The 26394-nt window shown below is 57.8% G+C and carries 23 protein-coding genes; 15 read left to right on the plus strand and 8 right to left on the minus strand.

Features of this window, described 5'->3' with window-relative positions; all coding sequences use genetic code 11:
• The first annotated feature begins 159 nt into the window (after window positions 1-159).
• The 12 genes from flhD to cheZ all read left to right on the plus strand — a co-directional run bounded on the left by flhD (window position 160) and on the right by cheZ (window position 12494).
• Window positions 160-504: a flagellar transcriptional regulator FlhD gene (gene flhD, locus EHO01S_RS08975; RefSeq protein WP_024523639.1), complete on the plus strand. Its 345-nt coding sequence runs from the start codon at window positions 160-162 to the stop codon at window positions 502-504.
• 1 nt (window position 505) lies between these two features.
• Window positions 506-1087, plus strand: a complete 582-nt coding sequence (gene flhC / locus EHO01S_RS08980) for a flagellar transcriptional regulator FlhC (protein WP_024523640.1) — start codon at window positions 506-508, stop codon at window positions 1085-1087.
• 156 nt (window positions 1088-1243) lie between these two features.
• Window positions 1244-2134 carry a flagellar motor stator protein MotA gene (gene motA, locus EHO01S_RS08985; protein WP_024523641.1) on the plus strand — a complete coding sequence of 297 codons (891 nt, stop codon included), beginning with the start codon at window positions 1244-1246 and terminating at the stop codon, window positions 2132-2134.
• The gene (gene motB / locus EHO01S_RS08990; protein ID WP_024523642.1) at window positions 2131-3129 is read left to right on the plus strand and encodes a flagellar motor protein MotB; all 999 of its coding nucleotides are present in this window, start codon (window positions 2131-2133) and stop codon (window positions 3127-3129) included. The genes motA and motB overlap by 4 nt, the downstream gene beginning before the upstream one ends.
• A gap of 9 nt (window positions 3130-3138) precedes the next feature.
• Complete coding sequence (gene cheA / locus EHO01S_RS08995; protein ID WP_035370405.1) at window positions 3139-5232, plus strand: chemotaxis protein CheA; 2094 nt, start codon at window positions 3139-3141, stop codon at window positions 5230-5232.
• A gap of 68 nt (window positions 5233-5300) precedes the next feature.
• The gene (cheW, locus tag EHO01S_RS09000) at window positions 5301-5795 is read left to right on the plus strand and encodes a chemotaxis protein CheW (RefSeq protein WP_024523644.1); all 495 of its coding nucleotides are present in this window, start codon (window positions 5301-5303) and stop codon (window positions 5793-5795) included.
• 185 nt (window positions 5796-5980) lie between these two features.
• Window positions 5981-7660, plus strand: coding sequence for a methyl-accepting chemotaxis protein (locus EHO01S_RS09010; RefSeq protein WP_024523645.1), 1680 nt, complete (start codon window positions 5981-5983; stop codon window positions 7658-7660).
• 145 nt (window positions 7661-7805) lie between these two features.
• A complete protein-coding gene (locus tag EHO01S_RS09015; protein ID WP_024523646.1) occupies window positions 7806-9383 on the plus strand; it encodes a methyl-accepting chemotaxis protein in 1578 nt (525 codons plus the stop codon).
• 56 nt (window positions 9384-9439) lie between these two features.
• Window positions 9440-10315 carry a protein-glutamate O-methyltransferase CheR gene (cheR, locus tag EHO01S_RS09020; RefSeq protein WP_024523647.1) on the plus strand — a complete coding sequence of 292 codons (876 nt, stop codon included), beginning with the start codon at window positions 9440-9442 and terminating at the stop codon, window positions 10313-10315.
• Window positions 10312-11364, plus strand: a complete 1053-nt coding sequence (locus tag EHO01S_RS09025) for a protein-glutamate methylesterase/protein-glutamine glutaminase (protein ID WP_024523648.1) — start codon at window positions 10312-10314, stop codon at window positions 11362-11364. Before cheR ends, EHO01S_RS09025 begins: the two co-directional genes overlap by 4 nt.
• A gap of 95 nt (window positions 11365-11459) precedes the next feature.
• Complete coding sequence (cheY, locus tag EHO01S_RS09030) at window positions 11460-11849, plus strand: chemotaxis response regulator CheY (protein ID WP_024523649.1); 390 nt, start codon at window positions 11460-11462, stop codon at window positions 11847-11849.
• A 9-nt stretch (window positions 11850-11858) separates the two neighbouring features.
• The gene (gene cheZ, locus EHO01S_RS09035) at window positions 11859-12494 is read left to right on the plus strand and encodes a protein phosphatase CheZ (RefSeq protein ID WP_024523650.1); all 636 of its coding nucleotides are present in this window, start codon (window positions 11859-11861) and stop codon (window positions 12492-12494) included.
• Window positions 12495-12640: 146 nt separating this feature from the next.
• Here the strand turns inward: cheZ and chaA are convergent, their stop codons facing one another.
• The gene (gene chaA / locus EHO01S_RS09040; RefSeq protein ID WP_024523651.1) at window positions 12641-13750 is read right to left on the minus strand and encodes a sodium-potassium/proton antiporter ChaA; all 1110 of its coding nucleotides are present in this window, start codon (window positions 13748-13750) and stop codon (window positions 12641-12643) included.
• Between the two features lie 210 nt (window positions 13751-13960).
• Here chaA and EHO01S_RS17525 point away from each other — a divergent pair, with 210 nt between their 5' ends.
• Entirely contained in the window at window positions 13961-14527 is a 567-nt protein-coding gene (locus EHO01S_RS17525) for a DedA family protein (RefSeq protein WP_035370408.1), read from the plus strand.
• Window positions 14528-14631: 104 nt separating this feature from the next.
• Entirely contained in the window at window positions 14632-14937 is a 306-nt protein-coding gene (locus tag EHO01S_RS09050; RefSeq protein WP_024523652.1) for a YceK/YidQ family lipoprotein, read from the plus strand.
• Window positions 14938-14999: 62 nt separating this feature from the next.
• On the opposite strand, the gene EHO01S_RS09055 is transcribed toward EHO01S_RS09050, so the two are convergent.
• The 6 genes from EHO01S_RS09055 to iadA all read right to left on the minus strand — a co-directional run bounded on the left by EHO01S_RS09055 (window position 15000) and on the right by iadA (window position 22582).
• Entirely contained in the window at window positions 15000-16268 is a 1269-nt protein-coding gene (locus EHO01S_RS09055; protein WP_024523653.1) for an amidohydrolase, read from the minus strand.
• Window positions 16269-16456: 188 nt separating this feature from the next.
• Entirely contained in the window at window positions 16457-17176 is a 720-nt protein-coding gene (locus tag EHO01S_RS09060) for an acid phosphatase (protein ID WP_024523654.1), read from the minus strand.
• Window positions 17177-17277: 101 nt separating this feature from the next.
• Complete coding sequence (locus tag EHO01S_RS09065) at window positions 17278-18120, minus strand: fumarylacetoacetate hydrolase family protein (protein ID WP_024523655.1); 843 nt, start codon at window positions 18118-18120, stop codon at window positions 17278-17280.
• 33 nt (window positions 18121-18153) lie between these two features.
• A complete protein-coding gene (locus EHO01S_RS09070; RefSeq protein ID WP_024523656.1) occupies window positions 18154-19512 on the minus strand; it encodes a 2-hydroxycarboxylate transporter family protein in 1359 nt (452 codons plus the stop codon).
• A gap of 450 nt (window positions 19513-19962) precedes the next feature.
• The gene (dcuC, locus tag EHO01S_RS09080) at window positions 19963-21429 is read right to left on the minus strand and encodes a C4-dicarboxylate transporter DcuC (RefSeq protein WP_024523657.1); all 1467 of its coding nucleotides are present in this window, start codon (window positions 21427-21429) and stop codon (window positions 19963-19965) included.
• Between the two features lie 4 nt (window positions 21430-21433).
• Window positions 21434-22582 (minus strand): beta-aspartyl-peptidase, encoded by a 1149-nt coding sequence (gene iadA / locus EHO01S_RS09085; protein ID WP_024523658.1) that lies wholly within the window; start codon window positions 22580-22582, stop codon window positions 21434-21436.
• A gap of 259 nt (window positions 22583-22841) precedes the next feature.
• Between iadA and EHO01S_RS09090 the strand changes: the two genes are divergently transcribed.
• Window positions 22842-23741: a LysR family transcriptional regulator gene (locus EHO01S_RS09090; RefSeq protein ID WP_024523659.1), complete on the plus strand. Its 900-nt coding sequence runs from the start codon at window positions 22842-22844 to the stop codon at window positions 23739-23741.
• A 37-nt stretch (window positions 23742-23778) separates the two neighbouring features.
• Here EHO01S_RS09090 and EHO01S_RS09095 read toward each other — a convergent pair whose 3' ends face one another.
• Window positions 23779-25965 carry a dihydrolipoyl dehydrogenase family protein gene (locus tag EHO01S_RS09095; RefSeq protein WP_024523660.1) on the minus strand — a complete coding sequence of 729 codons (2187 nt, stop codon included), beginning with the start codon at window positions 25963-25965 and terminating at the stop codon, window positions 23779-23781.
• Window positions 25966-26394: the final 429 nt, after the last annotated feature.

Here is a 26394-nt window from a genome sequence, read left to right on the forward strand (position 1 = left end):
TACGATTTCTGGTTACGAGGCATGCAACGATCGTGGCCGTCATGCTCCAATTAACATTTATACGGTTTTCCGCTATCTGACTGATACCTGCGCTGCGGCGCAGCGAGGGTAACGGTACGTTTCATTGTGTTGGTCTAGTGAGTCAAGCAGGGTGAGATAATGAGTAGCGCAGAAATACTCAAACATATTTATGACATCAATCTGTCATACCTATTACTGGCACAGCGATTAATTCATGACGATAAACCTTCCGCAATGTTCCGTTTAGGCATCGATGCGGATATGGCGGAGTCTCTGGTGCAATTGACGCTGCCCCAGATGGTGAAGTTGGCAGAAACCAACCAATTAGTTTGCCAGTTTCGTTTTGAAAATCATCAGACTATCCAACGTTTGACGCAAGAGTCACGCGTGGATGATTTGCAACAGATCCATACCGGTATCTTGCTGTCCAGTCATCTACTACAACAATTGCAGGACGGCTCTGAAGGGGGGAGACGAGACTGAAATGAGCGAAAAGAGCATCATTCAGGAGGCGCGAGACATTCATCTGGCGATGGAGTTGATCACGCTAGGCGCTCGTTTACAAATGTTAGAGAGTGAGACGCAGTTGAGTCGTGGGCGGCTGATCAAGCTGTACAAGGAGCTGCGTGGGAGTCCGCCCCCCAAAGGAATGCTGCCATTTTCTACTGATTGGTTTATGACATGGGAGCAGAATATTCACTCCTCCATGTTCTATAACATCTACGCATTTATGCTGAGCAGTGGCGCGTGTCATGGCGTCGAGGCGGTGATCCGAGCCTATAAGCTCTACTTGGAACAATGCCCGCCAGCGGCGTGCGACCAGCCCGTGCTGGCGTTGACTCGCGCTTGGACGTTGGTGCGTTTTGTTGAGAGTGGCATGCTGGAGCCGGCCTGCTGTAACACCTGTGGGGGACGCTTCATCGCCCATGCCCACCAACCCGCGCACAGTTTTACCTGTAGTTTATGTCAACCGCCATCACGGGCGATAAAAAGACGTAAACTTTCTGAGAATCTTGCCGATATCTTACCACACTTGCTCGCTGAGCAAGAGAAATGTGTGGTGTAACCGGCTGAGGTAATCAGTCCATTCGCGTGTTGCCGGTGGCTCCTTGCCGCGGCGGCACGCCGTCTACGACGGCTATCCGTCTTCGACCCTCCTCTTTCCGGCTCGCTGCCGGCAGGTTACACCCGACTGTTCATTGCGATCATGTAAGGAATTCACGTGCTGATTCTACTGGGATATGCCGTTGTGCTAATCGCGGTTTTTGGCGGTTACACGCTTGTGGGGGGCCATCTGGGTGCGTTGTATCAGCCATCTGAGTTACTGATTATCGGCGGGGCAGGCATCGGTGCCTTCATCGTCGGAAATAACGGCAAAGCGATCAAATCGACACTGCGCACCTTGCCCAAGCTGGCGCGCGGCTCAAAGTACAACAAGGCGTTGTACATGGATGTGATGGGATTGATGTATCAACTGCTGGCCAAGTCGCGTCAGCAAGGGATGCTGTCCCTAGAGCGCGACATCGAAGATCCGCGCGCGAGCGATATTTTCTCCAGTTACCCCCGTCTCCTCGCTGACACGACGCTGATCGAGTTTGTCACCGACTATATGCGCCTGATCATTAGCGGCAACATGAATGCCTTCGAAATCGAGGCATTGATGGATGAAGAGATCGAGACTTTCGAACAAGAAGCCGAGGTTCCGGCTGGCAGCCTGGCCGCGGTCGGCGATTCGCTGCCCGCGTTCGGCATCGTGGCGGCAGTGATGGGGGTGGTGCATGCACTGGCTTCGGCGGACCGTCCCGCCGCGGAATTGGGCGCGTTGATCGCCCACGCGATGGTGGGCACTTTCCTTGGCATCCTGCTCGCCTATGGTTTTATTTCTCCGCTGGCCTCGCTCATGCGCCAGAAGAGCGCGGAAACCAGCAAGATGATGCATTGCATCAAGGTGACGTTGCTCTCCAGCCTGAATGGCTATGCGCCGCAGATCGCCGTCGAGTTTGGGCGTAAGACGCTGTACTCCACCGAGCGTCCCTCCTTTATCGAGCTGGAAGAACATGTTCGTCAGGTGAAAGCGCCGGCGAAGCAGACGGCAACGGAAGAAGAAGTATGAAGGGCGGTAAACACCCAGTCATCCTGGTCAAGAAGAAGCGCTCGGGGCACGGTCAGGGGAGTCATGGCGGGGCGTGGAAAATCGCCTACGCTGACTTTATGACAGCGATGATGGCCTTCTTCCTGGTGATGTGGCTGTTGGCCATTGCTAGCCCGCAAGAGTTGACTCGCATCGCCGAATATTTCCGTACGCCGCTTAAGGTCGCTTTACAGGGCGGTCAGCGTTCCAGCGACAGCTTCAGTCCAATTCCTGGCGGCGGTGACGACGTGACTCAGAAAACGGGGGAGGTAGAGAAGTTCGCCGCCGATCCCGATCCAGAACAACGCATCGAACAGATGCGTCTAAAACGTCTGCGTGACCGACTGGAAAAGGTGATCATCAACGATCCCCGCCTGAAGGCGCTGCGCCCTCATCTGATGATCAACATGATGGATGAAGGATTACGTATCCAGATTATTGATAGTCAAAACCGACCGATGTTCCAGAATGGCAGCGCGCAGGTAGAACCCTACATGCGGGATATTTTGCGTGCTATCGCGCCGATCCTAAATGAATTGCCGAACAAGATCAGCCTGTCCGGGCATACCGACGATCTCCCCTATGCCAATGGTGAACGGGGGTATAGCAACTGGGAGTTGTCGGCGGATCGCGCCAACGCCTCGCGCCGTGAGTTAGTCGCCGGCGGACTCGCGGGCAATAAGATCCTGCGGGTGGTGGGCATGGCGGATACCATGAACCTGCGCCATCTGGCTGGCAACGCCGCCGTTAACCGGCGTATCAGCATATTAGTGTTGAACAAGGCGGCGCAGAGCCGGATCGAACATGAGGATGCCGATGGCGGTAACGCGGTAGAGATGTCGCAGCCGACCGCCAGCGAACAGTGGCAGCGGGTCGGCGCCGCGAGCGGTCAGCCGGCGGCCACCCCGTTTATCCCGACGCCGCTGGCGCCGATGAATGACCACGTCAAAATTCCGAGCGCGATAGACAAGAGGTGACCTGTGAGCATGGATATTAGCGCGTTTTATCAAACCTTCTTTGATGAAGCGGATGAATTGTTGGCGGATATGGAGCAGCACCTGCTGGCGCTGGATCCGCAACAGCCCGATAACGAACAACTGAATGCTATCTTTCGCGCGGCACACTCGATCAAGGGCGGCGCGGCGACGTTCGGTTTTACTGTATTGCAGGAGACCACGCATCTGTTGGAGAACCTGCTCGATGGTGCCCGCCGGGGTGAAATGCGGCTGAGCACTGAGATCATCAACCTGTTTCTGGAAACCAAAGATATTATGCAGGATCAGCTCGATGCCTATAAGTCCTCTCAGGATCCCGATGCCGCCAGTTTCGAGTATATCTGTCAGGCGCTGAGACAGTTGGCCCTGGACGCGCAGGGGACGGCGCCGAGTGCGCCCGTCACCGCCGACGCGCCTAAGCCGGCGGCGGTGACGCCGGCCGCTCCCTCAGTCCCCGCCGAAGCGGACGGGCAATCGACCGGTGGGTTAGCGATTTCCCTGACCGGGCTGAAAGCGACCGAGGTGCCGTTGATGCTGGAAGAGCTGGCTAATCTGGGCACCATTGTGCAACAGCAGGCGGGGAGTGACTCGCTGGATGTGGTGCTAGACACCACCGTCAGCGAAGACGATATCACCGCCGTGCTCTGTTTCGTACTGGAGCCGGAGCAGATCCATTTCGCGCACAACGCCGGTGCCACGCCACTCTGCGCGGTGAGCCTGGAGGAGGCGGCGTTGGTCCCCGCCGCACCGTCTGCCGTACAGGCGGTGACCCCTGCCGCCGCCCCAGCGGAGACGCCGAGTGATGCACCGGAGACTCACGCGTCCGAACCGCCCCAGCAAGCGACAGCGCCTCACGCCGTGCGTACGCCTCCGCCGCGTGCTGCCAAGGGGGCGGAGAATAGCACCAGCATTCGTGTTGCGGTCGAGAAGGTCGATCAACTGATCAACCTGGTCGGGGAGCTGGTGATCACCCAGTCGATGTTGGCGCAGCGTTCCAACATGCTGGATCCGGTCGATCATGGTGATCTACTGAATAGCCTCGGCCAGTTGGAGCGTAACGCCCGCGATCTGCAAGAGTCGGTGATGTCGATCCGTATGATGCCGATGGAGTATGTCTTCAGCCGCTTCCCACGCCTGGTCCGTGATCTAGCCAGCAAGCTTGACAAACAAGTGGAGCTGACCCTGTTGGGTAGCTCTACCGAGTTGGATAAGAGCCTGATCGAACGCATTATCGATCCGTTGACCCATTTGGTGCGTAACAGCTTGGATCACGGCATCGAGTCGCCTCAGGTCCGTCAGGCCGCCGGAAAGAGCGCCGTCGGTAACCTGACCCTCTCTGCCGAGCATCAGGGCGGCAATATCTATATCGAAGTGATCGACGATGGCGCCGGGTTAAACCACCAAAAGATCCTAGATAAGGCGCGCGCCCAAGGGATGGCGGTGCACGACAATATGACCGACGAAGAGATTGGCTTGTTGATCTTCGCCCCAGGATTCTCCACTGCCGAGAAGGTGACCGATGTCTCTGGACGCGGCGTCGGCATGGATGTGGTGAAACGTAACATCCAGGAGATGGGCGGCCATGTCGAAATCGCCTCACGCGAAGGCAAAGGAACCACCATCCGCATCGTTCTGCCGTTGACTCTGGCTATCCTCGACGGCATGTCGGTCAAGGTTAGTGACGAAGTCTTCATCCTGCCATTGAACGCGGTGATGGAGTCGCTACAACCGAGCGAAGATGATCTCTATCCGTTGGCTGGCGGCGAGCGAGTGTTGCAGGTACGGGGCGAGTATCTGCCGTTGGTCGAGCTGCATAGCGTGTTCGATGTGGCGGGGGCCAAGACCGATGCCACTCAGGGCATTGTGGTGATCCTGCAAAGCGCCGGACGGCGCTATGCGCTGCTGGTCGATCAATTGATCGGTCAGCATCAGGTCGTGGTTAAGAACCTGGAGACCAATTACCGCAAGGTGCCGGGGATCTCCGCCGCAACCATCCTTGGTGATGGTAGCGTGGCGTTGATCGTTGATGTGGCGGCGCTACAGAGCATCAACCGGGAAAAACGGGTAGCCGGCTCGGCCGCCTGATTCTTAACACGGCAACCGACGCCGCCCCAGTGGCGTCGATGACGATGAATAACAAAAGGTGAACAGACATGACTGGACTGGCTTCCGTAAGCAAACTGGCGGGCGAAACCGTCGGCCAGGAGTTCCTGGTATTTACGTTGGGCGATGAAGAGTATGGCATCGATATTCTCAAGGTACAGGAGATCCGGGGTTACGATCAGGTGACGCGTATCGCCAATACGCCTGCCTTTATTAAAGGGGTGACGAACCTGCGTGGGGTGATCGTGCCGATCATCGATCTGCGGGTTAAATTCTCTCAACAGGATGTTAGCTATAACGAAAACACCGTAGTGATCGTACTGAACTTTAGCCTGCGTGTGGTCGGGATCGTGGTGGATGGCGTCTCCGACGTGCTGTCGCTGAGCGCGGATCAGATCCGTCCGGCGCCGGAGTTCGCCGTCACGCTCTCCACCGAGTATCTAACCGGTCTCGGTGCGCTGGGTGAGCGGATGTTGATCCTGGTTGACATCGAGAAACTGTTAAGCAGCGAGGAGATGGCTTTGGTCGACAGCGTCACGGCTTGACCCGCCACCGCCGCCCGTTTAACGGGCGGCGGGGCCGGCGTCTTGCGTCGCGTGCGGAACTATCACGTAAAACAAAATATCGAAAATACAGGTCAAAAAAGATTTTTTAACCATCATACCCAGGTAAAGTTTTCCTGCCGCGCGCCGATACTCCTGAAATCTGATGCAGCAAAGATGAGACGCCCATGTTAAACCGCATTAAAGTTGTGACCAGCTTACTGCTGGTGTTGGGGTTATTTGGCCTTTTGCAAGTAGCCTCCTCTGGAGTGTTCTTTGACGCACTGAAAAGCGACAAGGAAAGCATCACTGTTTTGCAAACCATCCGTCAGCAGCAGGCCGCCTTGAATACCAGTTGGGTGGCCTTGATCCAGGCACGCAACACCTTGAACCGTGCCGGGATCCGCTATATGGCCGATCAGACCAACACCGGCTCCGGTGCGACGCTGCCTGACCTACTGCAACTGGCGCAGAGCCGATTGAAGAAGGCCGAGAGCGAATGGGCGCACTACCATTCCCTACCGCGTGTCGCTCATCAGAGCGATGAGGCGGCCCAACTGGTCGATCAACGCTATGACACACTGCATAACGCGTTGACCGAACTGGTTCAACTGCTCTCTGCTGGCAATATTAAAGCGTTTTTCGAACAGCCGACCCAGCGCTATCAGGATAGCTTCGAGCAGGCTTACAACGCCTATTTGGCGGAAAACGATCGTCTCTACCAGCAAGCGGTCGCCGCTAACAGCGCGGCTTATGACCTGTCGTTGTGGTTATTGTTCGGCGTGCTGTTTTGTGTCGCGCTAGTCATCATGCTGGTGTGGCTTGGCATTCAACGCACCTTGATCCGTCCGCTTCATAGCCTGATGGCGAATATCCGTCAGTTTGCCGTTGGCGATCTCTCTGGTCAGATCGTGGTGCATGGCAGCAACGAGATGGGGCAATTGGCCGATAGCTTACGCCACATGCAGAGTGAGCTGATCCGCACCGTCAGCGATGTTCGCCAAGGCTCCAGTGCTATTTACAGCGGTGCCAGTGAAATCTCTGCCGGTAACAACGATCTGTCATCGCGCACTGAGCAGCAGGCGGCGTCGTTGGAGGAAACGGCGGCCAGTATGGAGCAGTTGACCGCCACGGTGAAACAAAACGCCGAAAACGCGCGTCAGGCAAGCCAGCTGGCTTTGAGCGCCTCGGAAACGGCGGAGCGCGGCGGCAAGGTGGTGGCGAATGTGGTGCAGACCATGCATGACATCGCCAGCAGCTCACAGAAGATCGCCGATATTACCGGTGTGATCGATGGCATCGCTTTCCAGACCAATATCCTGGCGCTGAATGCGGCGGTGGAGGCGGCGCGCGCCGGTGAGCAGGGGCGCGGTTTTGCCGTGGTCGCCGGCGAAGTCCGTAACCTGGCGCAACGTAGCGCTCAGGCGGCAAAAGAAATCAAAGGGTTGATCGAGGAATCGGTCAGTAAGGTCGACACCGGCTCGGTACTGGTGGAAGGAGCTGGCGAGACGATGGGGGATATCGTCAATGCCGTGACGCGGGTGACCGACATCATGGGCGAAATCGCCTCGGCCTCCGATGAGCAGAGCCGCGGGATCGAGCAGGTTGCTCAGGCGGTCTCTGAGATGGATCGGGTGACACAACAGAACGCGGCATTGGTGGAAGAGTCCGCCTCGGCAGCCGCCTCGTTGGAGGAGCAGGCTAGCCATTTGAATCAGGCCGTTGCCGTGTTCCGTATCGAGGCGCTCGCGGAAGCGGCGCCGGCCGTGGTAACGCGCGCCAGCGCTAGCCGCCCGCAGCCGTCCATCGCGCAGCCGAGTAATAAAGCTAACACGGCTGATGACAGTGACAACTGGGAGACCTTCTGAGCCTCCCGGAGGCGGCGTCGGCCAGAAGGCTGACGCCGTGTTTCGTGGCCGATCGCCATCGGGCGTTATCGGCTCATACGTAAGAAGATAAAAATGACAATCGTGCCGGTACCCTACACTGCGCCGGCTAATGAGGACGCCTATCGTGCTTAACCGAATCCGCCTATCGACCAGCCTGTTTCTGTTGGTGATGCTATTTTGCCTGCTGCAACTCGCTTCCAACGGCATGTCGTTCCTATCGATACGTGCCGATAACCATAACTATGTGCGGGTGCAGCTCTCCAACGAGCAACGTGAATCGTTGAATCAGACCTGGGTCGCGCTGCTTCAGGTACGCAATACCTTGAACCGCGCGGCGACCCGCGCGGCATTGCACATTCCTCAGGCGCAGATCGATGCGTTGATGGTAAGAGCGCGCGCCATGCTGAAAGAGGCGGACGCCTCGATGCAGCAATATATGGCCTACTCCGAGAGCGACGAGGACGATCGCACGCTGTCCCAGCAGACCGCGCAGAGTTACCAGACATTGAACCAGGCGTTACACGATCTGGCCTCAATGCTGGAGCGTGGCGACCTACAAAGCTTTATGGATCAGCCGACCCAGCGTATTCAGGATCAGTTTCAGGCGCGCGTACATATCGTTAACCAGCATGTGGAGAAAGAGCTGAAGCAGGGGGGCGAGAATAACCAATCTTCTTATCACCTCTCGATAACGATGATGCTGCTGGCGGTGATCCTGTTGCTGTTGCTGATGGTAGTCGCGATCTGGTGGCTGCGGAATATGTTGCTGCGGCCGCTTGACGTGATGCGGGGTCACTTCGAGCGCATCGCCGGAGGCGATCTGTCGAGCGAGATCCTGGTCTACGGGCGTAATGAGATCAGCCAGTTGTACGCCAGCCTACGTCATATGCAACAGGAATTGGCGGTAACTGTGCTCTCCGTACGTCAGGGAACCGATGCCATTTACACTGGGCTACAAGAGATCAGCGCCGGTAACAACGATCTGTCGTCACGCACCGAGCAGCAGGCGGCATCGCTGGAAGAAACCGCCGCCAGTATGGAGCAATTGACCGCCACGGTGAAACAGAACGCCGATAACGCGCGTCAGGCGTCGCAGTTGGCGCAAGAAGCCTCGCGCACCGCCGGTGAAGGGGGGGAGATCGTCGGCCAAGTCGTGCGCACGATGCATGACATTACCCATAGTTCCCAGAAAATTGGCGATATCACTAGCGTGATCGATGGTATTGCTTTCCAGACAAATATCTTGGCGCTGAATGCGGCGGTCGAGGCGGCGCGCGCTGGCGAGCAGGGGCGTGGCTTTGCGGTAGTCGCGGGCGAGGTGCGTAATCTGGCGCAACGTAGCGCCCAGGCAGCCAAAGAAATCAAAGGGTTGATCGAGGAGTCGGTCAGCCGGGTGAAGCAGGGCTCATCCCTGGTAGAACATGCCGGTAACACCATGGATAACGTGGTGCGTTCGGTGGTGCGCGTGACCGATATCATGGGTGAGATCAGCTCCGCATCGGAGGAGCAGAGCCGGGGTATTGAGCAGGTAGCACAGGCAGTTACCCAGATGGATCAGGTAACTCAGCAAAACGCCGCGTTGGTCGAAGAGGCGGCGTCGGCAACACAATCGCTGGAGAGTCAGGCCGATGTCTTGTCGCGCGCTGTCGCCACGTTCCGTTTACGCAACGATGTAGAAACGGTGGCTGATGGCACCAGCTGATGGGCGATCCGCTTGGCGGATCGCGAAGTTGAAGTAGGCGAATGAACTGGTGAGTGATGACGAATCAAGTACAACAGGCAGCACAGGGGGAAAACAACGTCTCCTCACTGGCAATGCAGCGTCTGACGTTGGGGGATGCCCATTTTCGGCGGATTAGCCAGTTGATCTACCAGCGGGCCGGTATCGTACTCGCCGACCATAAGCGCGAGATGGTCTACAACCGATTGGTCCGTCGTCTGCGGGCATTGAACCTGAATGATTTCGGTGACTATCTGGCACAACTAGAGAGTCACCCGGAAAGTGAAGAGTGGCAGACCTTCGTCAATGCGTTAACGACTAACCTGACCGCCTTTTTTCGCGAGGCGCATCACTTCCCCATCTTGGCGGAGCATGCGCGTGCCCGGCGGCACAACTATTGTGTTTGGAGCACCGCGGCCTCCACCGGCGAGGAGCCATACTCCATCGCCATGACGTTGGCCGAAGCATTGGGGCCGGCGGCGGTGATGCCTCAGGTGTGGGCCAGCGATATCGATACTCAAGTACTGGAAAAGGCGCGTCGTGGCATCTATCGCCAGGATGAGGCCAAGTTGTTGAGTGAGACACAGCTACAGCGTTTTTTCCTGCGTGGCACCGGGCCGCACCAGGGGCTGATCCGGGTACGTCATGAGCTGGCGCAACGGGTTCATTTCCAGATGTTGAACCTGCTGGACAGCCGTTGGGAGCTGCCGGGGCCTTTCGATGCGATCTTTTGCCGTAATGTAATGATCTATTTCGATAAACAAACGCAGGCTCAGATTCTGCGTCGTTTTATCCCCTTGTTAAAACCGGGTGGCCTACTGTTTGCCGGCCATTCGGAGAACTTCAGCCAGATCTCGCGCGATTTTCAACTACGCGGGCAGACGGTATATGGGCTGACGAAGGAGAGCCGATGAATAAGATCCGGGTATTGTGCGTGGATGACTCCGCGTTGATGCGCCAACTGATGACCGAGATCGTCAATAGCCATCCCGACATGGAGATGGTGGCCGTGGCGCAGGATCCTTTGGTCGCACGGGATCTGATCAAGAAATTCAATCCACAGGTATTGACGTTGGATGTGGAAATGCCGCGCATGGATGGCCTCGACTTTTTAGAGAAACTGATGCGTCTGCGGCCGATGCCGGTGGTGATGGTCTCTTCCCTGACCGGTAAGGGCTCGGAGATTACCCTGCGTGCGTTGGAGCTGGGGGCGGTAGACTTTGTCACCAAGCCACAGTTGGGGATCCGCGAGGGAATGCTGGCCTACAGCGAGCTGATCGCCGACAAGATCCGTACCGCGGCGCGCGCCCGTCTACCGCGTCAGTTGAGCGGCCAGACGCCACCGCCGACCCTCAGTCATGGTCCTCTGTTGAGCAGCGAAAAACTGATCGCCATCGGCGCCTCCACCGGGGGAACCGAAGCGATTCGTCACGTACTGCAACCGTTGCCGCCGACCAGCCCGGCCCTATTGATCACACAACATATGCCGCCGGGTTTTACCCGCTCCTTCGCCGAACGACTGAACAAACTGTGTCAGATCACGGTGAAAGAGGCTGAGGATGGCGAACGTATCCTGCCGGGCCATGCCTATATTGCGCCCGGCGCTCACCATTTGGAATTGGCGCGCAGTGGTGCCAACTATATTGCGCGCCTGAATGAGGGACCACCGGTCAACCGCCATCGTCCCTCTGTTGAAGTGCTATTTGATTCCGTCGCTCGTCATGCTGGCCGTAACGCCGTCGGGGTGATCCTGACGGGAATGGGCAACGATGGCGCGGCGGGCATGTTGCGCTTACACCAGGCCGGTGCCTATACCATCGCGCAAAACGAGGCTAGCTGCGTGGTGTTCGGCATGCCCCGCGAGGCGATTCAAATGGGCGGTGTCGATGAAGTGGTCGATCTGTCCCAGATAAGCCAGCGCATGCTGGCGCAGGTTAGCGCCAAGCAGGCGCTGCGTATTTAACCGATAGCGGGCCGTGTCATCTGGCGCGGCCATTAATGAGCACCTGGTTTTCAGGTTATTGCACCCCGGCTCAAGGGCTTTTTTTAGGAGTTAGTATGGCGGATAAGAATCTGCGTTTTCTGGTTGTCGATGATTTCTCTACCATGCGTCGTATCGTACGCAATCTGTTAAAAGAGCTGGGATTTAACAACGTAGAGGAAGCGGAAGATGGGGCCGATGCGTTGGCGAAACTGCGTGCCGGCGGCTTCGACTTTGTGGTATCCGACTGGAACATGCCTAACATGGATGGGCTGCAACTGTTGCAGGCCATCCGTGCCGATGGGGCGTTGAGCAAGATGCCGGTGTTGATGGTGACCGCCGAGGCGAAGAAAGAAAATATTATCGCCGCCGCTCAGGCGGGGGCCAGCGGTTATGTGGTCAAGCCGTTTACCGCGGCGACGCTGGAAGAGAAGCTGAATAAGATTTTTGAAAAGCTCGGGATCTAAGGAGTTACGATGAACGAACATCCGATGCCCGTCACCGACGCCGGTGAGATTATCGCGCGGATTGGTCACTTGACGCGCATGCTGCGTGACAGCATGAAAGAGCTCGGCCTAGACCAAGCCATCGCCCAGGCCGCCGAGGCGATCCCCGATGCACGCGATCGCCTGGATTATGTGGTGCAGATGACACGTCAGGCCGCCGAGCGCGCCCTGAACTGTGTCGAGGCGGCCCAGCCGCGCCAGACGCAGATGGAGCAGGAGGCGAAGGCGCTGAAGCAACGTTGGGATGACTGGTTCGCCGATCCGATCGAACTGGATGAGGCCAAGGTGCTGGTAACGGATACTCGCCAGTTTTTGAGTGCCGTACCGGAGCATACCGCTTTCACCCACAGTCAGCTGTTAGAAATCATGATGGCGCAAGATTTTCAGGATCTGACCGGTCAGGTGATCAAGCGCATGATGGACGTGATCCAAGAGATCGAAAAACAGTTGTTGATGGTGTTGTTGGAGAACATGCCGGAGCAGCCAGCCAAACCGAAGCGTGAGAACGAGAGCCTATTGAATGGCCCGCAGATGAATCAGAATGGCCCTGGTGTAGTCGCTAACCAGGAGCAAGTGGACGATTTGCTGGACAGTTTAGGTTTCTAACACATCTTTAAACGCATCGCGACAGGCCACTAGGTGTGGCCTGTTTTTTTTGTCCCGTACAGGTCGCATTAGGCGAGGTGCAATGTCGCTGTCGGCTTACGGTCGTGCCATCTGGGTGTACGGTTCACTCGCCGAGAGGGTAGCCATTACATAAACAAGGTCATCAGGTAAGCGACGAAGAGGGCTAAATGCGCCGCCCCATTTAGCACATTAGTGCGTCCGGTACTGAAGGAAACCTGGCACAGCATCAGTGCGGCCAGCATCACCACTGCTTGGGGGGCCGCCAGACCGAACAGCAACGTTTGGTCCGTCAACAAGGCGATCAGGGTAACCGTTGGCACCGTCAGCGATAAAGTCGCCAGCACCGAGCCGAAGAACAGATTCATCGCGCGCTGTACTTGGTTGGCTAACACCGCCTTCAGTGCGCCGAGACCTTCGGGCGATAGGATCAGCAGCGCGACCAGAAAACCGGTTAAGGGCGGCGGCGCGTTTAGGGCGCCAAGCAACCCTTCCAGCGGTAGGGCGTTCAGCTTGGTCACCGCGATGACGGCGACCAGATAGATCACCAATCCAACGGCATGCCAGAGATTGCTGTGTGTCGACGGCTTACCATGGTGCGGATCGCTCGGATCATCGCCTTCATCCTCATGGGCATAGATAAATAGGCTTTGGTGAGTGCGCGTCTGAATCAGCAGGAAGACGCCATACATTGCCGCCGAGAGTGCCGCCACCACCAGCGATTGGGCGTGCGTGAAGTTATCATTCGGCAAGGTCATCGGCAAAACTAACACAATGATTGCTAATGGAATTAAGGCGATGAGATACTGTTTAATCCCCCCCAGATTGACGTATTGGGTGGCGAACTTATGACCGCCAAGCAGCAACGAGAAACCGACCAAACCGCCGGTAACGATCATCACGATGGAGTAGAGCGTGTCACGCATCAGCTCCGGGGCGGCCTTGCCGCTGACCATCAGCGCCGAGATCAGGCTAACCTCCAAGATCACCACCGAAAGTGTCAAGATTAACGAACCGTAGGGTTCGCCCAAGCGATGCGCCAACACATCGGCATGGCGCACTACGCTGAAGGCGCTGACCAGAATGGCGACCAGCGCCAGGAGATTCAAGGCGGCTAATGCCCCCAAGGTCGTGGGTTGGCCGCTGCTTACCAGCACGCCGAGGGCGATGAGCGGCAGGAAGAGCTGATACTCGCTGTGGCGAGTGTGGGGATGACGGGTTTTGAGATGCGACTTCATGGATTGTTCCCTCCTGCGTGTAGGCGCTTGTAGCATCGCCGACGGATGCGCGACGCGCAGAATTTACCAAAAAAATAGATATGAGATAGCGATTTTTGCGATTGATTTAGCTTCTATTCAGTGGCAGTGCCGTAGCGCTGGCGTGAGGGTAGCGTGACGCGCTCGCTTTTTACGGTATGATAGCGACGATATCGCTATAAAGGATAAACGATGATTGATGCAGCGCGCTGGATAACGGAGTATGGCTATGTTGCCGTGGTGTTGGGCAGTATTATCGAAGGTGAGACCATCGCCTTTCTGGCCGGGGCGGCGGCGCATAAACACCTGCTCTTCTACCCCTGGGTCGTGTTGTTGACTATCCTCGGTGCGGCCTTGGGCGACACGACGCTCTATTTCGTCGGCCGCCACTTCGGTACCCCGATCCTACGACGTTTCCCCGGCCAACAGGCCAAGATCGCTTACGTGCAGGCGAAGATCCGGCGTAACGAAGGCTGGCTGATCCTCGGCATGCGTTTCGCCTATGGTTTTCGGACCATTGGGCCGATCATCATCGGCTCTTCGGGGGTACGTCCGGCTAAGTTCATTTTGTTCAATCTGTTGGGGGCCATCCTCTGGGCGTTGATTATCGTCACCCTCGGCTATGGCGCCAGCGAGCTGTTGCTGCGCCTATTCGCAAATCCGCAGCAGCGTCTGTGGGCCGGTGGGGTATTGCTGCTCGGTCTGGTGCTAGCGTTGCTGTTCTTCCGTTGGTATAAGGTGCGACGCCGTGGTGCCTAACAGTGAGCCAGGGCAAAAAAATCGGGATGTCTGACGCGGGCGACTAGGCCGCCGAGACGATCCCGATTATTATCGAGGCTTGGCAATATCTCAGGGAGATAAACATGAAACAGCGACTGTTGCGGGCCGCGTTGATTGGCGTTTGTGCCGTATTGTTGACGGGATGCGGCAGCATTATGGGGCGGACGACGATGCAGGATGGTCACACCTATTACCCCGGAGTACGCAACGACATGGCGCGGGTCAGCGGCTCGGGGAGTTATGACTACGACTTTTTGACGCGGAGTCGCGCATTTATCGATCTTCCTTTTTCATTGTTGGCCGATACCCTGTACGCACCAGTAGATTATTTTCACGGCCCCTATGACGGTAAGCGCACCCCAGACGAGGAGACTGCGCCGCGCCGCTAACTTAACTAAGCCGCCGCCCGTTCCCACGTTGGGGAATGATACGTCGGGCGAGGTGGGCGGGTTTAGCCTTGGCAGAGGCGTTCGACACAGGCGCTAAAGAGTTGTACCCCCTGCGCCAGTACGGTCTCGTCAAAATCAAACGTCGCCTGGTGGTGTCCGGCTTTCAGGTCGGCGCCCAACAGCACATAGGCCGCCTGGCCGCCATGCGCCTGTACACGCTCAATCAGCAAGGTCACATCTTCGCTAGCGCCAAAGCGGGCCTCGCCGAGACGCAGTTGGCTCTGTTGGCGGGCGATCTGCGCGATCAGCGCCATCAGTGGCGCATCATTGTGGAGATCGACGGCGCAGCCCATCACCTGATGTTCAACCCGTAGTGCGAAGCTCTGTGCGATGCCGTCGGCGATGCGTAAGACCTGTTGCTCCATATAGGCATTGATGTGGCGATTTTCCCCTCGCACCTCTAGCTGCATCTCGGCATAGGCCGGGATCACGTTGCGCCCTTCGCCGGCACGTAGGGTACCTATGTTGATGCGTGACATACCCGCGCCGTGACGTGGGATCGCCAGCAGTTGGGTGACGCAGTGGCAGGCGCCCGCCAAGGCGTTGGCCCCACCCTGCGGCATCATGCCGGCGTGAGCCGGAGCGCCGAAGAAGCGCAGATCCAGTTTGGTGGTGCAGAGAAAATCGTGTGGATCGACGACGATCTCGCCGCTGGGTACGCCCATCCCAATATGGGTCGAGAGGAAGTAGTCGACATCATCCAGTATACCGCCCTCCGCCACCGGCTTGGCACCGCGTACTCCTTCTTCTGCCGGTTGAAACAGCAGCTTTACCGTACCGCATAGTCGATCGCGTAATGCATACAAGGTCTGCGCGACGCCCAGACCGATAGCCATATGGCCGTCGTGTCCACAGGCGTGCATGCAGCCGGGGTGGCGCGAAGCGAAGCCGGCTGTGTGGGGGGGATGGTGCGGGTCGTCGCTTTCATGAACCGCGACGCCGTCGATATCGAAACGCAGGGCGATAGTCGGCCCGGGGCGCCCCGTTTCCAGCAGGGCGACGCAGCCAGTTAACGTCGCCATCTCCGCCAGCAGCGCCGCCTCGACCGGAAAGGCACGCGCCCGAGCCAGAGCATGGGCGACCTCCTGTTCATCACGTCCCTGGATATGTTCACGCGCGAGGAACGCCGCGCCCGTCAATACCCGGTAGCCCATGGCGCGTAGGATTTCGATCAAGTGCGCTGTCGTAATGAACTCGCTCCAGCCGGTCTCGGGAATCTGGTGGAACAGATGGCGCCAGTGGCGCAGCTGCGCGGCAGTGGGAAAGGGCATCGTGATCTCCCTGTAGCATTAAAGAAAAAATAGCGCGACGTACGGCACGGTGGCGCTGGCGCCCACCGCTCCCGCTCGCCGTTCTCTCTGGTATGACCTTCTACCGGGAAACGCCAGCGCGTCGTCATCGGATAATTGCGTGATCAGCCCGACGGCGTTGCGTTCCGCTGGGGGCCGCGGCGCGTTACTCAGTGAGCGAGGCGTTGGAACTCCGCCTTGGCGGCGGCCAGATCGCGCTCGAACTGGGGCTGTGCGTGCAGGCTGGCGACGAAGGCGGAACCCAGCAAGCGCCCTTGCGCCACATCGCTCTGCCAGTGGGCGCCGCAGATCACACGACTCTGGCCGAATTGATAGCCGCGTTGCAGTAATTCGTTCTGCCGTGCGGGATTGATTTCGGCTAACACCAGCGCTACCGCCCAGCCGAGCGTGGCATGACCGGAGGGGTAAGAACCGGAATTGGCCATCTCATGATCATACTTGGGCGTACAGCTATGTCCATGATTAAAGACGAACGGACGCTGGCGCATGTAATGGCTCTTAGCGGAACGTAGCGTGGGATTATGGCTATCGGCCATGATGTTATCGAGTAGACGCGTAATGGCTGGTGTGGTTTTGGCGCTGAGGGTCATGCCAAAGGCAGGAGAAAAGAGCGCGGGGATTTGTTTATAGTTACCGTCGTTAGCCGCCTGCTCGATGCGTTTGGCGTCATAGACGGCATCTTTAGCCTGGTAGACGGCCTGGTCCTGAAGAAAGGCGAGGGAGTCGTAGCTCGGCGGGGGCGGAAGGATCTTGACCGCATCCGGTGCCGTCTCGGGGGTAAGGTAGACCCCTTGGTGGCTGGCATAGGCGTGTCCGCCCAGGAGTAAAACTGTGGTGAACAGGAACAGGGAGTATTTATGGCCCAACATGAATCAATCTCCGATAAGGCTGCGGCGCCGGCCCGCAATCAGAAGACCGCGTGAGGCGCCGCTAGAGAAGGCGTACGGTTTCCGTGCGCAGTCGTGTGCCGTTAGAGTACGCCTTCGACGATGTGGTTACTGAGATGTCCCACACGTTCGATCTCAACCTCGATGCAATCGCCCGGCTGCATAAACAAGGGGGGATTACGTTTTTTGCCCACACCGCCCGGCGATCCGGTGATGATGACATCGCCGGGGCTCAGTAGCGTAAAGGTACTGATGTACTCCACTAATTGGGCGATCGGATGGATCATTGCGGCGGTGTTATCCTCTTGCACCACGTGACCGTTCAAGCGGGTGAGGATACGCAGCTGTTGAGGATCGGGGATCTCATCGCGGGTCACCAGCCAGGGACCGAAGGCACCGGTTCGGCTCCAGTTCTTGCCGGCAGTGAACCAGCTATGCTGCCAATCGCGCACCGAGCCATCCATGTAGCAACTGTAGCCCGCGACATGTGTCAACGCCTGTGCGCGGGGAATATTGCTGCCACCTCGGCCGATTACCACGGCTAATTCGCCTTCGTAATCAAACTGTTGAGATTGCCATGGTTTCAGGAGTGGGGTCATATGCCCCGTCTGCGAGTCGGCAAAACGGACGAATAGTGTCGGCGCGGGATCTTGTTGATCGAATTCGCGGCGCTTTTCCGGGTAGTTCATGCCGACGCACAGGATCTTATTCGGATTCTCAATCACCGGCAGGAAGGTGATCGCCATATAGTCGACATCGACGGGGTGATGTTCGAATTTGCGGGCCTCGGCTAATGCCTGAGCGCCGAGTAGACTCTTGAGATCGGCATAGTCGAGACCGAGGTGCCGCTTCAAATCGATGAGGCCTTCCGGTCGGGCGATGCCATAACTGCGTTGTCCACGGGACAGATAACTAACGAGTTTCATAATAATGATGACTTAATGGTTCACGAAGTAGGGTTACAGTAATACCTTGCCTAAGAAGAGCAGGGCCAGAGAGACGTTAATCGCCCCGCCGATACGCGTCGCTATCTGCGCGAAGGGCATCAGTGCCATGCGATTGCCGGCCGTCAGGATCGCCACATCGCCGGTACCGCCCTGGCCGCTCTGGCAGCAGGAGACGATGGCGACATCGATCGGATGCATACCGATGCGTTGGCCAACGAGAAAACCGGTGGCGACCAGGGTGACGACGGTGCTGACGATCACCGCCAGATTAGCCAGCGTGAAGGCATTGACCAGTTCCTGCCATGGGGTGATGGCGACCCCGACGGCGAACAAGATCGGGTAAGTGACCGAGGTTCGGAAGAAATGGTAGACGATCTGCGAGCCCTGCATGATGCGCGGAGAGACGCCGTGCGCCAATTTGATCAGGACGGCGACGAACAGCATGCCGACCGGCGCTGGCAAACCGATTAAGCGATGTCCCAGCATCCCGACCATATATAGCAGCACCGCCAACAACGCGCCGGAGGCCAAGGCGGAGATGTCGAGTTTATCGCTGCCTGCGTCGGCCAATGCCGCCATCGGCGCCGATTTGTCCCCTGCGCGCGATGGCATCAGTTCGCCTTCTCCGGTCAGATGTGGGAAGCGTTTGCCTATCATATTCAGGGAGCCTGCGATGATGATGGCCGTTAGGCTACCCAGCATGACGATCGGCAGGATGCGCCCCAAGGCCACGCCTTGTTGCATGTGTAGTAGCGTAGCGTACCCCATGGAGAGCGGAATGGCTCCCTCGCCAACGCCGCCAGCCATGATGGGCAGAATAAGGAAGAAGAAGGTCTGGAATGGCGCCAGCCCCAAAGCGTAACCGACGCCCATGCCGACCAGCATGCCCGCGATCTCTCCGCAGAGCATAGGGAAAAAGATACGCATAAACCCTTGGATTAAGGTGTTGCGGTTCATACTCATAATACTGCCGACGATAATACAGCAGATATACAGATAAAGAATATTGGTGCTTTTAAAAAAATGGCTAGTAGATGTAATAACTGCTTGAGGCAGTAAGCCATAATAGACCATTGCCGAGGGAATAAACGTGGCGCAAATCGCCGCCGCTCCCATTTTTCCGACGAGCGGTAAACGCTTACCAAACTCGCCACAAGCGAAGCCAAAAAAGGCCAGCGTAGCGACCATAACCACGATATTATTCGGTAAGTTATCGTTGAGACAATCTAGCGCAATTAAAATACCCGCGAGGATAAATAACGGTAAGGGAATAATTCCCACCCGCCAGTTATCCATGATATTCCACCACAGCGTTTTCAGCGATGACGCAGGGTCGGTAAGCGAATTCACCTCTTGTTCGGATGTGTTCATATTTCAGCCTAGCTATTTTTTATTCGGGCAATATATATAGCATGTTAATTTTTAGTGAAAGTGTGATCGCCCCGTGATCTACTATGAGATGTTTATTTGCTTATTCTGTTTTAATTTACTTAATTGCTATCACAGTTTGAAAATGTTTTTTATTTCCTTAAACAGTCTCATATCAAGGGTTAATTGACGGCGCGGCTTATAACCTATTTCGCTAGCGGTAATGACTATAGTCAATTTAGCCTTGGGCTTTATGCAGGAATCGCTGTATGCGCGGTGTGGCTGAAAATGTTCGCTATTTGCTCAGCCTGCGAGAAATGAGCGAAGTCATCCCCATGGTCGCGGCGTTTAGCCTATTGCTCGGTCAGTAAAGGTGTGGCGGCTTAGGGGGGAGGAGAGATATGTGGGGGGAGAGCGACGACGCCCACAGCAGGGTATCGTCGCCAGATAAAGTTAGCTTGCGCGTTGATGACCGGCTGCTTTCTTACGCGCCATGGCGTATAGCGCGCCGCCCATGATGAGCATGATCAGGGCGATGAAGGGGAATACCGACAACAGTTGCCCGGAGCGGTAGAAGGTCAACAGCAGCATGAAGCACCAACCGCCGAGCATGGGGAGCAGGGTTCGGCGCACGATGTCGACCTGTGAAATGCCGGCGATGCCAGCGACGGCGATGATCACCCCGGCGATCGGCGAAATGGTGCGTCCCATGCCAGCGGAGATCTGCACCGGCAGGATCATCTCGGCGGTGCTGCCGCCGACGCGCTTGGCGATATCCGGTAGCATCGGGGCGAAGGAGAAGAAGGCGGCGTTGCCGGAGCCCATCAGCGCGGCGATGGTGAAGGTCAACAATGCCATTAACAGGACCACCACACCGCTACCGAAGCCGGCGTTGCTGGCCAGATCCAGCAGGTCATGTACCGCGCCGATCGACTTCAGCCCCTCGGCGAAGGTTTGACCGGCGACGATCAACGTCACCACGCTGGCGAACACCTTCCCCATGTTGCTGAAGACTATACTCAGTCCAGCCATGACCGGTTTGGCAGCGCGGAAGCGCAGGTATTCACACAGCATGGAGAGCGCGACACTGATCAACACGGCGGTATTCATGTTGATGATGATCGTGCCTATGCCCAGTTTGCTAAAGGTCAGCATAAAGAACAGCGGCAGCATCGGCAGCAGCACGTAGTGCAGCGGTGCATCGCTCTGTGTCTCTTGCAGTTTCTCCTGGTCTAGATTCGCCTCTGCGGCCATGGCCCCATCGCGGCGGTCGAAGTAGCGTTGCACCAGGATATGCAACAGCGCCACCACCAGGATGGTCAACACCGCAACCGGCAGTTGCTGGTGGATAAAGTATTCGGTGATATCTACCCCTGAGGTCTGCGCCGCCATGATGGAGTTACCGGAACCGGGACCGAATTCAATAGCACAGGTGCTGGCCAGTACCGCCGCCGCCGCCGCGCGGCTACAGCCCAGACGTGTCAGTACCGGATATAAGGTCGCCATCAACAGTAGGCTCAATCCAGTGGCGCTGGTGATAAACAGCGACAATGTTTGGCCGAGGATAAAGGCGATCCCCAACAACAGGTAGGGTGAGTTGAGGCGTTGTAACGGGCGAGCCGTCACCCGAACTAAGGCCTGACTGGCACCGATAGCGGACATGTACATAGCAAAGCCGCCGATCAGCATGATTTGCAGCCCCAGCCCGCCCCCCATCTTCTGGAACAACTGGTTGATATACTCCAGCAGATCGAAGCCGATCCAACCGGTTGACGTGGTGATGAACGTGGCGTCGTTGGTGAAGACGGCGATGGCCATCATCGCCAGGCCGCTTAGCAGCAATACCGCCTGAGGATTATAATTTTTTAAGATCAGGCGCCCGGCAAACAGCACGGCGCATAACGCGATCAGTAGACTCATTCTCTCAGTTTCCTTGTTCAAAGTTACCCACGGCCAGATACTCTGTTCCTTGTAGCATCAGGCGGCCACGGGCATAGAGACGTTCGGGGCGCAGATTATCGTCGAATAGGCACAGGTCCGCATCTTTTCCGGGTAAAATCCTGCCCTTATCGATTCCCAGAGACTCGGCGACGTTGGCACTGACCATCGCCAGCGCTTGGGCCAGGGGGATCTGCTGATCGACCAACTGCGGTAACAGCAGGAGGTTGCCATCCAGCGGTGCCGCTTCCAACGCCACCATGTTTCCCTGCGCATCGAACCGCGGCATGCTGCCGTTGCCATCGGAACTGAGGGTGATCCGGTCGGCGGCGACGCCCGCTTCGAGCGCTAACTTCACCGCACAGGCCGGGGCCAAGAAACGGCTGCCGCCAGAGGTTACATCGATATGGCCTCCGGCACGGGCAAAATTGATGGCATCGGCAAACAAGGCTTCGGTACGCGCCACATGGGTCGGTGAAATGTGTTGGATGGGGAGACCCCGCGCCAGTAGCTCGTTGATTTGGGCGAAGGCATCGGGCAGGGCGCCGAGATGGATATGCAATACCCCCTTCTTGCCCGCCAGCAAGGCGGCGACACGAATGTCGGAGACGATGCGCAGCAACTCCTGGCTGGTGGGGAAGGAGCCGCGGTGATCGGCCAGGGCGATCTTCACGCCCAATACCCGCTCGATGAAGGTGATGTCGTCACGGATCGCGCCACTGATGGTACGCGTCGGCAGTTCGTAGGAGCCGGTATGCATATAGGCGCTCAGTCCCTCACGATTTAGCCCCTGCATTTTGGCGTACAGATCCTTCGGCGTGCGAGAGATACCATCGGTTCCCAGTACCCCGACCACACAGGTCGTGCCCGCGCGCACCAAGCGTGACAGTGAGACGGCGGGGGTACGGCTGGCGAAGCCTCCCTCACCGCCACCGCCGATCAGATGGACATGTTGGTCGATGAGGCCGGGTGCTAAGATCTTACCGCCACAGTCGACCACCTCGCACGGAGCGGGCAGCGCGGCAACCCGCAAATCGCGGTCGAGCGCGATAATTTTTTCACCGCACAGCAGCACATCTCGACGCCCTAGATAGTGGGGTTGGTAGACTTCGGCATTCTTCAATAGGGTAAACATGGGCAGCTCTCCTGGTTTTGGCGTTATGCGACATCACTGGCGATGGCGCGGTTGGGGAATGACAGGCGGCGGGGCGCGGGCAGCGAGGTAGGGAGGGCACGTCTGCCGCATCGGTATCCCTGGGGGACGCAAGGGCTTGCGTGCGATTTTGTGCTGCATCACGCCAGAATTTGGCGAGTTAAAATATAATATCACCTCGCTTTATGTGACTATTGCTTATTGAGCATGGTGTTATGCCGTCAAAACATAGGATGTGGTGATGGATGTAAAATGGTTGGAGGATTTTCTCAGCTTATACCGACTGGGGAATTTTTCGGCGGCGGCCAAGGCGCGCAATGTTACACAACCGGCATTCAGCCGTCGCATTCGGGCATTAGAGATCTGGTTAGGTGTGCCGCTGTTCGATCGTAGCGGCAATCCCATCGCGTTGACCCCCTATGGCGAAAAGTTTCTCCCCTCTGCAGAGGATATTCTGGCGCGCATCCACGATGTGAAGTTCGATTTTGCCCAGTTGGCAGTACGCTCCGATGAGACGGTGCGCATCGTCAGTCTACATACTTTTGCCGTCAACCTGTTGCCAGCGTTGCTAGAGGCATTGGGGGCGGCGCTGACAGGAATGAATGTGGTGGTGAATCCGGGGTTACAGGGGGTCGATAATCATTTCAACACGCTGCTGGAAAACAGCGCCGATCTGTTGATGGTGTATGACATCGACGGCGCTCGCCCCAGTCCCGTCGAGATGGCGGGATTACAGGCTCACCTGTTAGCGCACGAGACGTTGATCCCGGTGATCTCGCGAACCCTGGCCGCTCGCCACGACCCGACGCAGCCGTTACCTTATCTGGCGTACAGCGACTTCTCTTTTATCGGTCGGGTGGTGGCGCCGTTACGTCGTCAGGCGCCCACAGCGCTGACTAAGTGCTACGAAACCAGCATGAGCGAAGGGCTCAAGCATATGGTGCTGCGCGATCGTGGCCTGGCCTGGTTGCCGCTCTCGATCGTGCATCAGGAGTTGGCGCAGGGTGTCGTCTGCAACGCTTTTCCCGACCATCCGCAACTGAGCTGCTGTTTACCGATCCTGTTGTATAAGCGGCGCGAAGGCTGCCGTCCGGCCGTGGCGCGCTTCTGGCAGGCGGCGACGGCCTGTTGTCTAGCTTGAGACGCCACCCCACGGCGCGGGGGGACGCACAGCGGGGTTAGCCACGTAAACGCCAGCGATGGTAACGCGCTAGCCAGGTTAACGCCCACTGCGGCGTATGCGTCTTCCTCCATGCTCCGGCGGCATATTTGTTGGCTTCGCTAAAGGTTGGGTAGGGGTGGATGATGGCCAGTAGGGCGTTGAGCCCGATACGCTGGCGCATCGCCAGGGTATACTCCGCCAGCATTTCCCCCGCTTGCTCACCGACGATAGTGACCCCCAGGATATGATCGCGGCCAGGGCGGGTGAGTACCTTGATAAAACCTTGGGTGGCGCTGTCGGTGATCGCGCGGTCCAATTCGGCCAAGGAGAAACGCGTGATCTCATAGGGGATCTGGCGTCGACGCGCCTCACGCTCATTGAGGCCGACCCGCGCCACTTGAGGATCGACGAAGATGCAGCGTGGCATCACCCGTTCATCGAAGCGCCGACGCCAGATCTGCCCGAATAGGGCATTGACGCTGGCATACCACGCCATGTGGGCGGCGGCGTGGGTCAACTGCTCGCCGCCGGTCACATCGCCAGCAGCATAGATGCTGGGACAGAGGCTCTGGAGATAGGCGTTGCTAACCAGGTTCTGTGGGCTATCGATACCCAATTGTTCCAAGCCATAGCCGGCCAGACGGGGGCGACGTCCTAACGCCAGCAACAAGTCGTCGAACGCCAATCCCTGCTCCTCTCCCAGCTTGCCCCGGCGCACGATCAGCCGTTTCTCTCCATCGCGACGTTCGATGCGTAGCGCCTGGCAGTCGGTCAATACCGTGACGCCGTCGGCGCACAAGCTAGCGCGTACCTGCGCACCGACCTCCTCATCTTCGCGCGCTAGCAGGTGGGGGCCGCGTTGTACCAAGGTGACGCCGGCACCCAGGCGAGCTAAGGCCTGGGCCAGTTCACATCCGATGGGACCCCCGCCTAGCACCAGTAGGCGGCGGGGAGGCGTGTCGCGTTGCGCCAGCGTCGCCCACAGCGTGTCACTGGTCAGGTAGTCGACCTCTGTTAGCCCCGCCAGCTCAGGGATCACCGGTTCGGCGCCGGCGGCGATGATGATGGCTCGGCTACTCAGCGTGCGCAGGCGGCCATCCGCAAGTTGGATCTCGACCTGCCAAGGGGAGAGCACGCGTGCCCGTCCCGCAAGAACCTCGACGCCCAATGCGCGATAGCGTTCGACACTATCGTGCGGGGCGATGCGACGGATCGTCTCTTGCACCCGCGCCATCACCTGGCGAAAGTCAGGAGGCTCCAAGCGGGTTGGCAGACCATAGCGATCGCCATGACGCAGTTGATGCGCCAAGGTGGCGCTGCGGATCAGTGCCTTGCTCGGTACACAGCCGCGATTGAGGCAATCACCGCCCAGCGCGCCGGATTCGATCAGCGTCACCTTGGCGCGCACGGCAGCGGCGAGGTAGGCGCTGACCAATCCAGCGGCGCCTGCGCCGATCACCACCAGATTGCGATCGAAACGGCGAGGTTTAGGCCAGCGTCGAGTTTGCCGCCAGCGTTGCCGCCAGCGTTGCCGCCAGCGCGGTAATGCCCGCGCCGCGAGACGCGCCAATAATGGAAAAGTGCCTAGCAGGGCAAACGAGAACCATAACGCAGGGGAGAGGATCGCCGCCAGAGAGTCCACCTCGGCCAGATGGGTGCCGGCATTCACGTATACCAGCGTACCGGGTAGCATCCCGAGCTGACTGACCCAGTAAAAGCGTCGGGTAGGAAAGCGGCTCAGGCCGAGCAGTAGATTGATCAGGAAGAAAGGAAACAGGGGAACCAGGCGTAGGGTAAAGAGATACCAGGCGCCATCCTGTGCCAAGCCTTGGTTAATGGTCGCGAGGCGCACCGCCATGTGGCGGGATAGGCGATCGCGCAGCAAGAAGCGCGCGCTAACAAAGGCCAGCGTCGCCCCGATGCTGGAGGCGAAAGAGACCAGCAAGGTTCCTAGTCCAAGGCCAAAGAGAGTCCCGGCGGCCACGGTCATCAACGCTGCACCGGGTAAGGAGAGCGCCGTCAATAGCAGGTATAGGACGAAAAACGCCGCCGCGATTTGTCCAGGCGCCTGGGTGTGCCAGCCGTTAAGCGCTAGCTGATGGCGTTTTAATGCCTCCAGTGTGAGCCAGGTCGGGCCGTTCAAGTAAAAAAAGGCCGTCGTCGCCAGTAGCAGTAGCAGCAGTAAGCGCAGCCGTTTTTTCATTGAGACTCCGTAGCGGCGGCTGGGGAGATCCCCTACGCCTATCTAATCGTTAACATTAACTATATATTTACCGCGAGACGCGTCAATTTATTCTGTATCAATCAATACAAAATCGTGCGCGATTAACGTGATAAACGGCAAGGCGTCGTCGGATGGGGGGGAGCTTCAGCCGTAAGTCGGCAAGAGAATGGGGAGCATGGCGTGTTGGGGCTAGCACCGGCATTGGGCTGGGTTTTTCTGGCTTTTTTCGCCTGGTCGATTTGTCGTCATTATAGGGGGACGCTGGGCGAGGGGGGCGAGCGGTTATCGCCCAGGCGTCATCAAACAGGGCGAGGCGTGGCTCCCGTGCGTTGCGGGGGCTCACGGGAGTAGCGGACGCAGCGAATCCCCAGGCGTAGCGCTTACTGACGAATCAAGTATCAGCTAACG

The sequence above is a fragment of the Edwardsiella hoshinae NBRC 105699 = ATCC 33379 genome (genome assembly GCF_000474215.1).
Classification (GTDB): domain Bacteria; phylum Pseudomonadota; class Gammaproteobacteria; order Enterobacterales; family Enterobacteriaceae; genus Edwardsiella; species Edwardsiella hoshinae.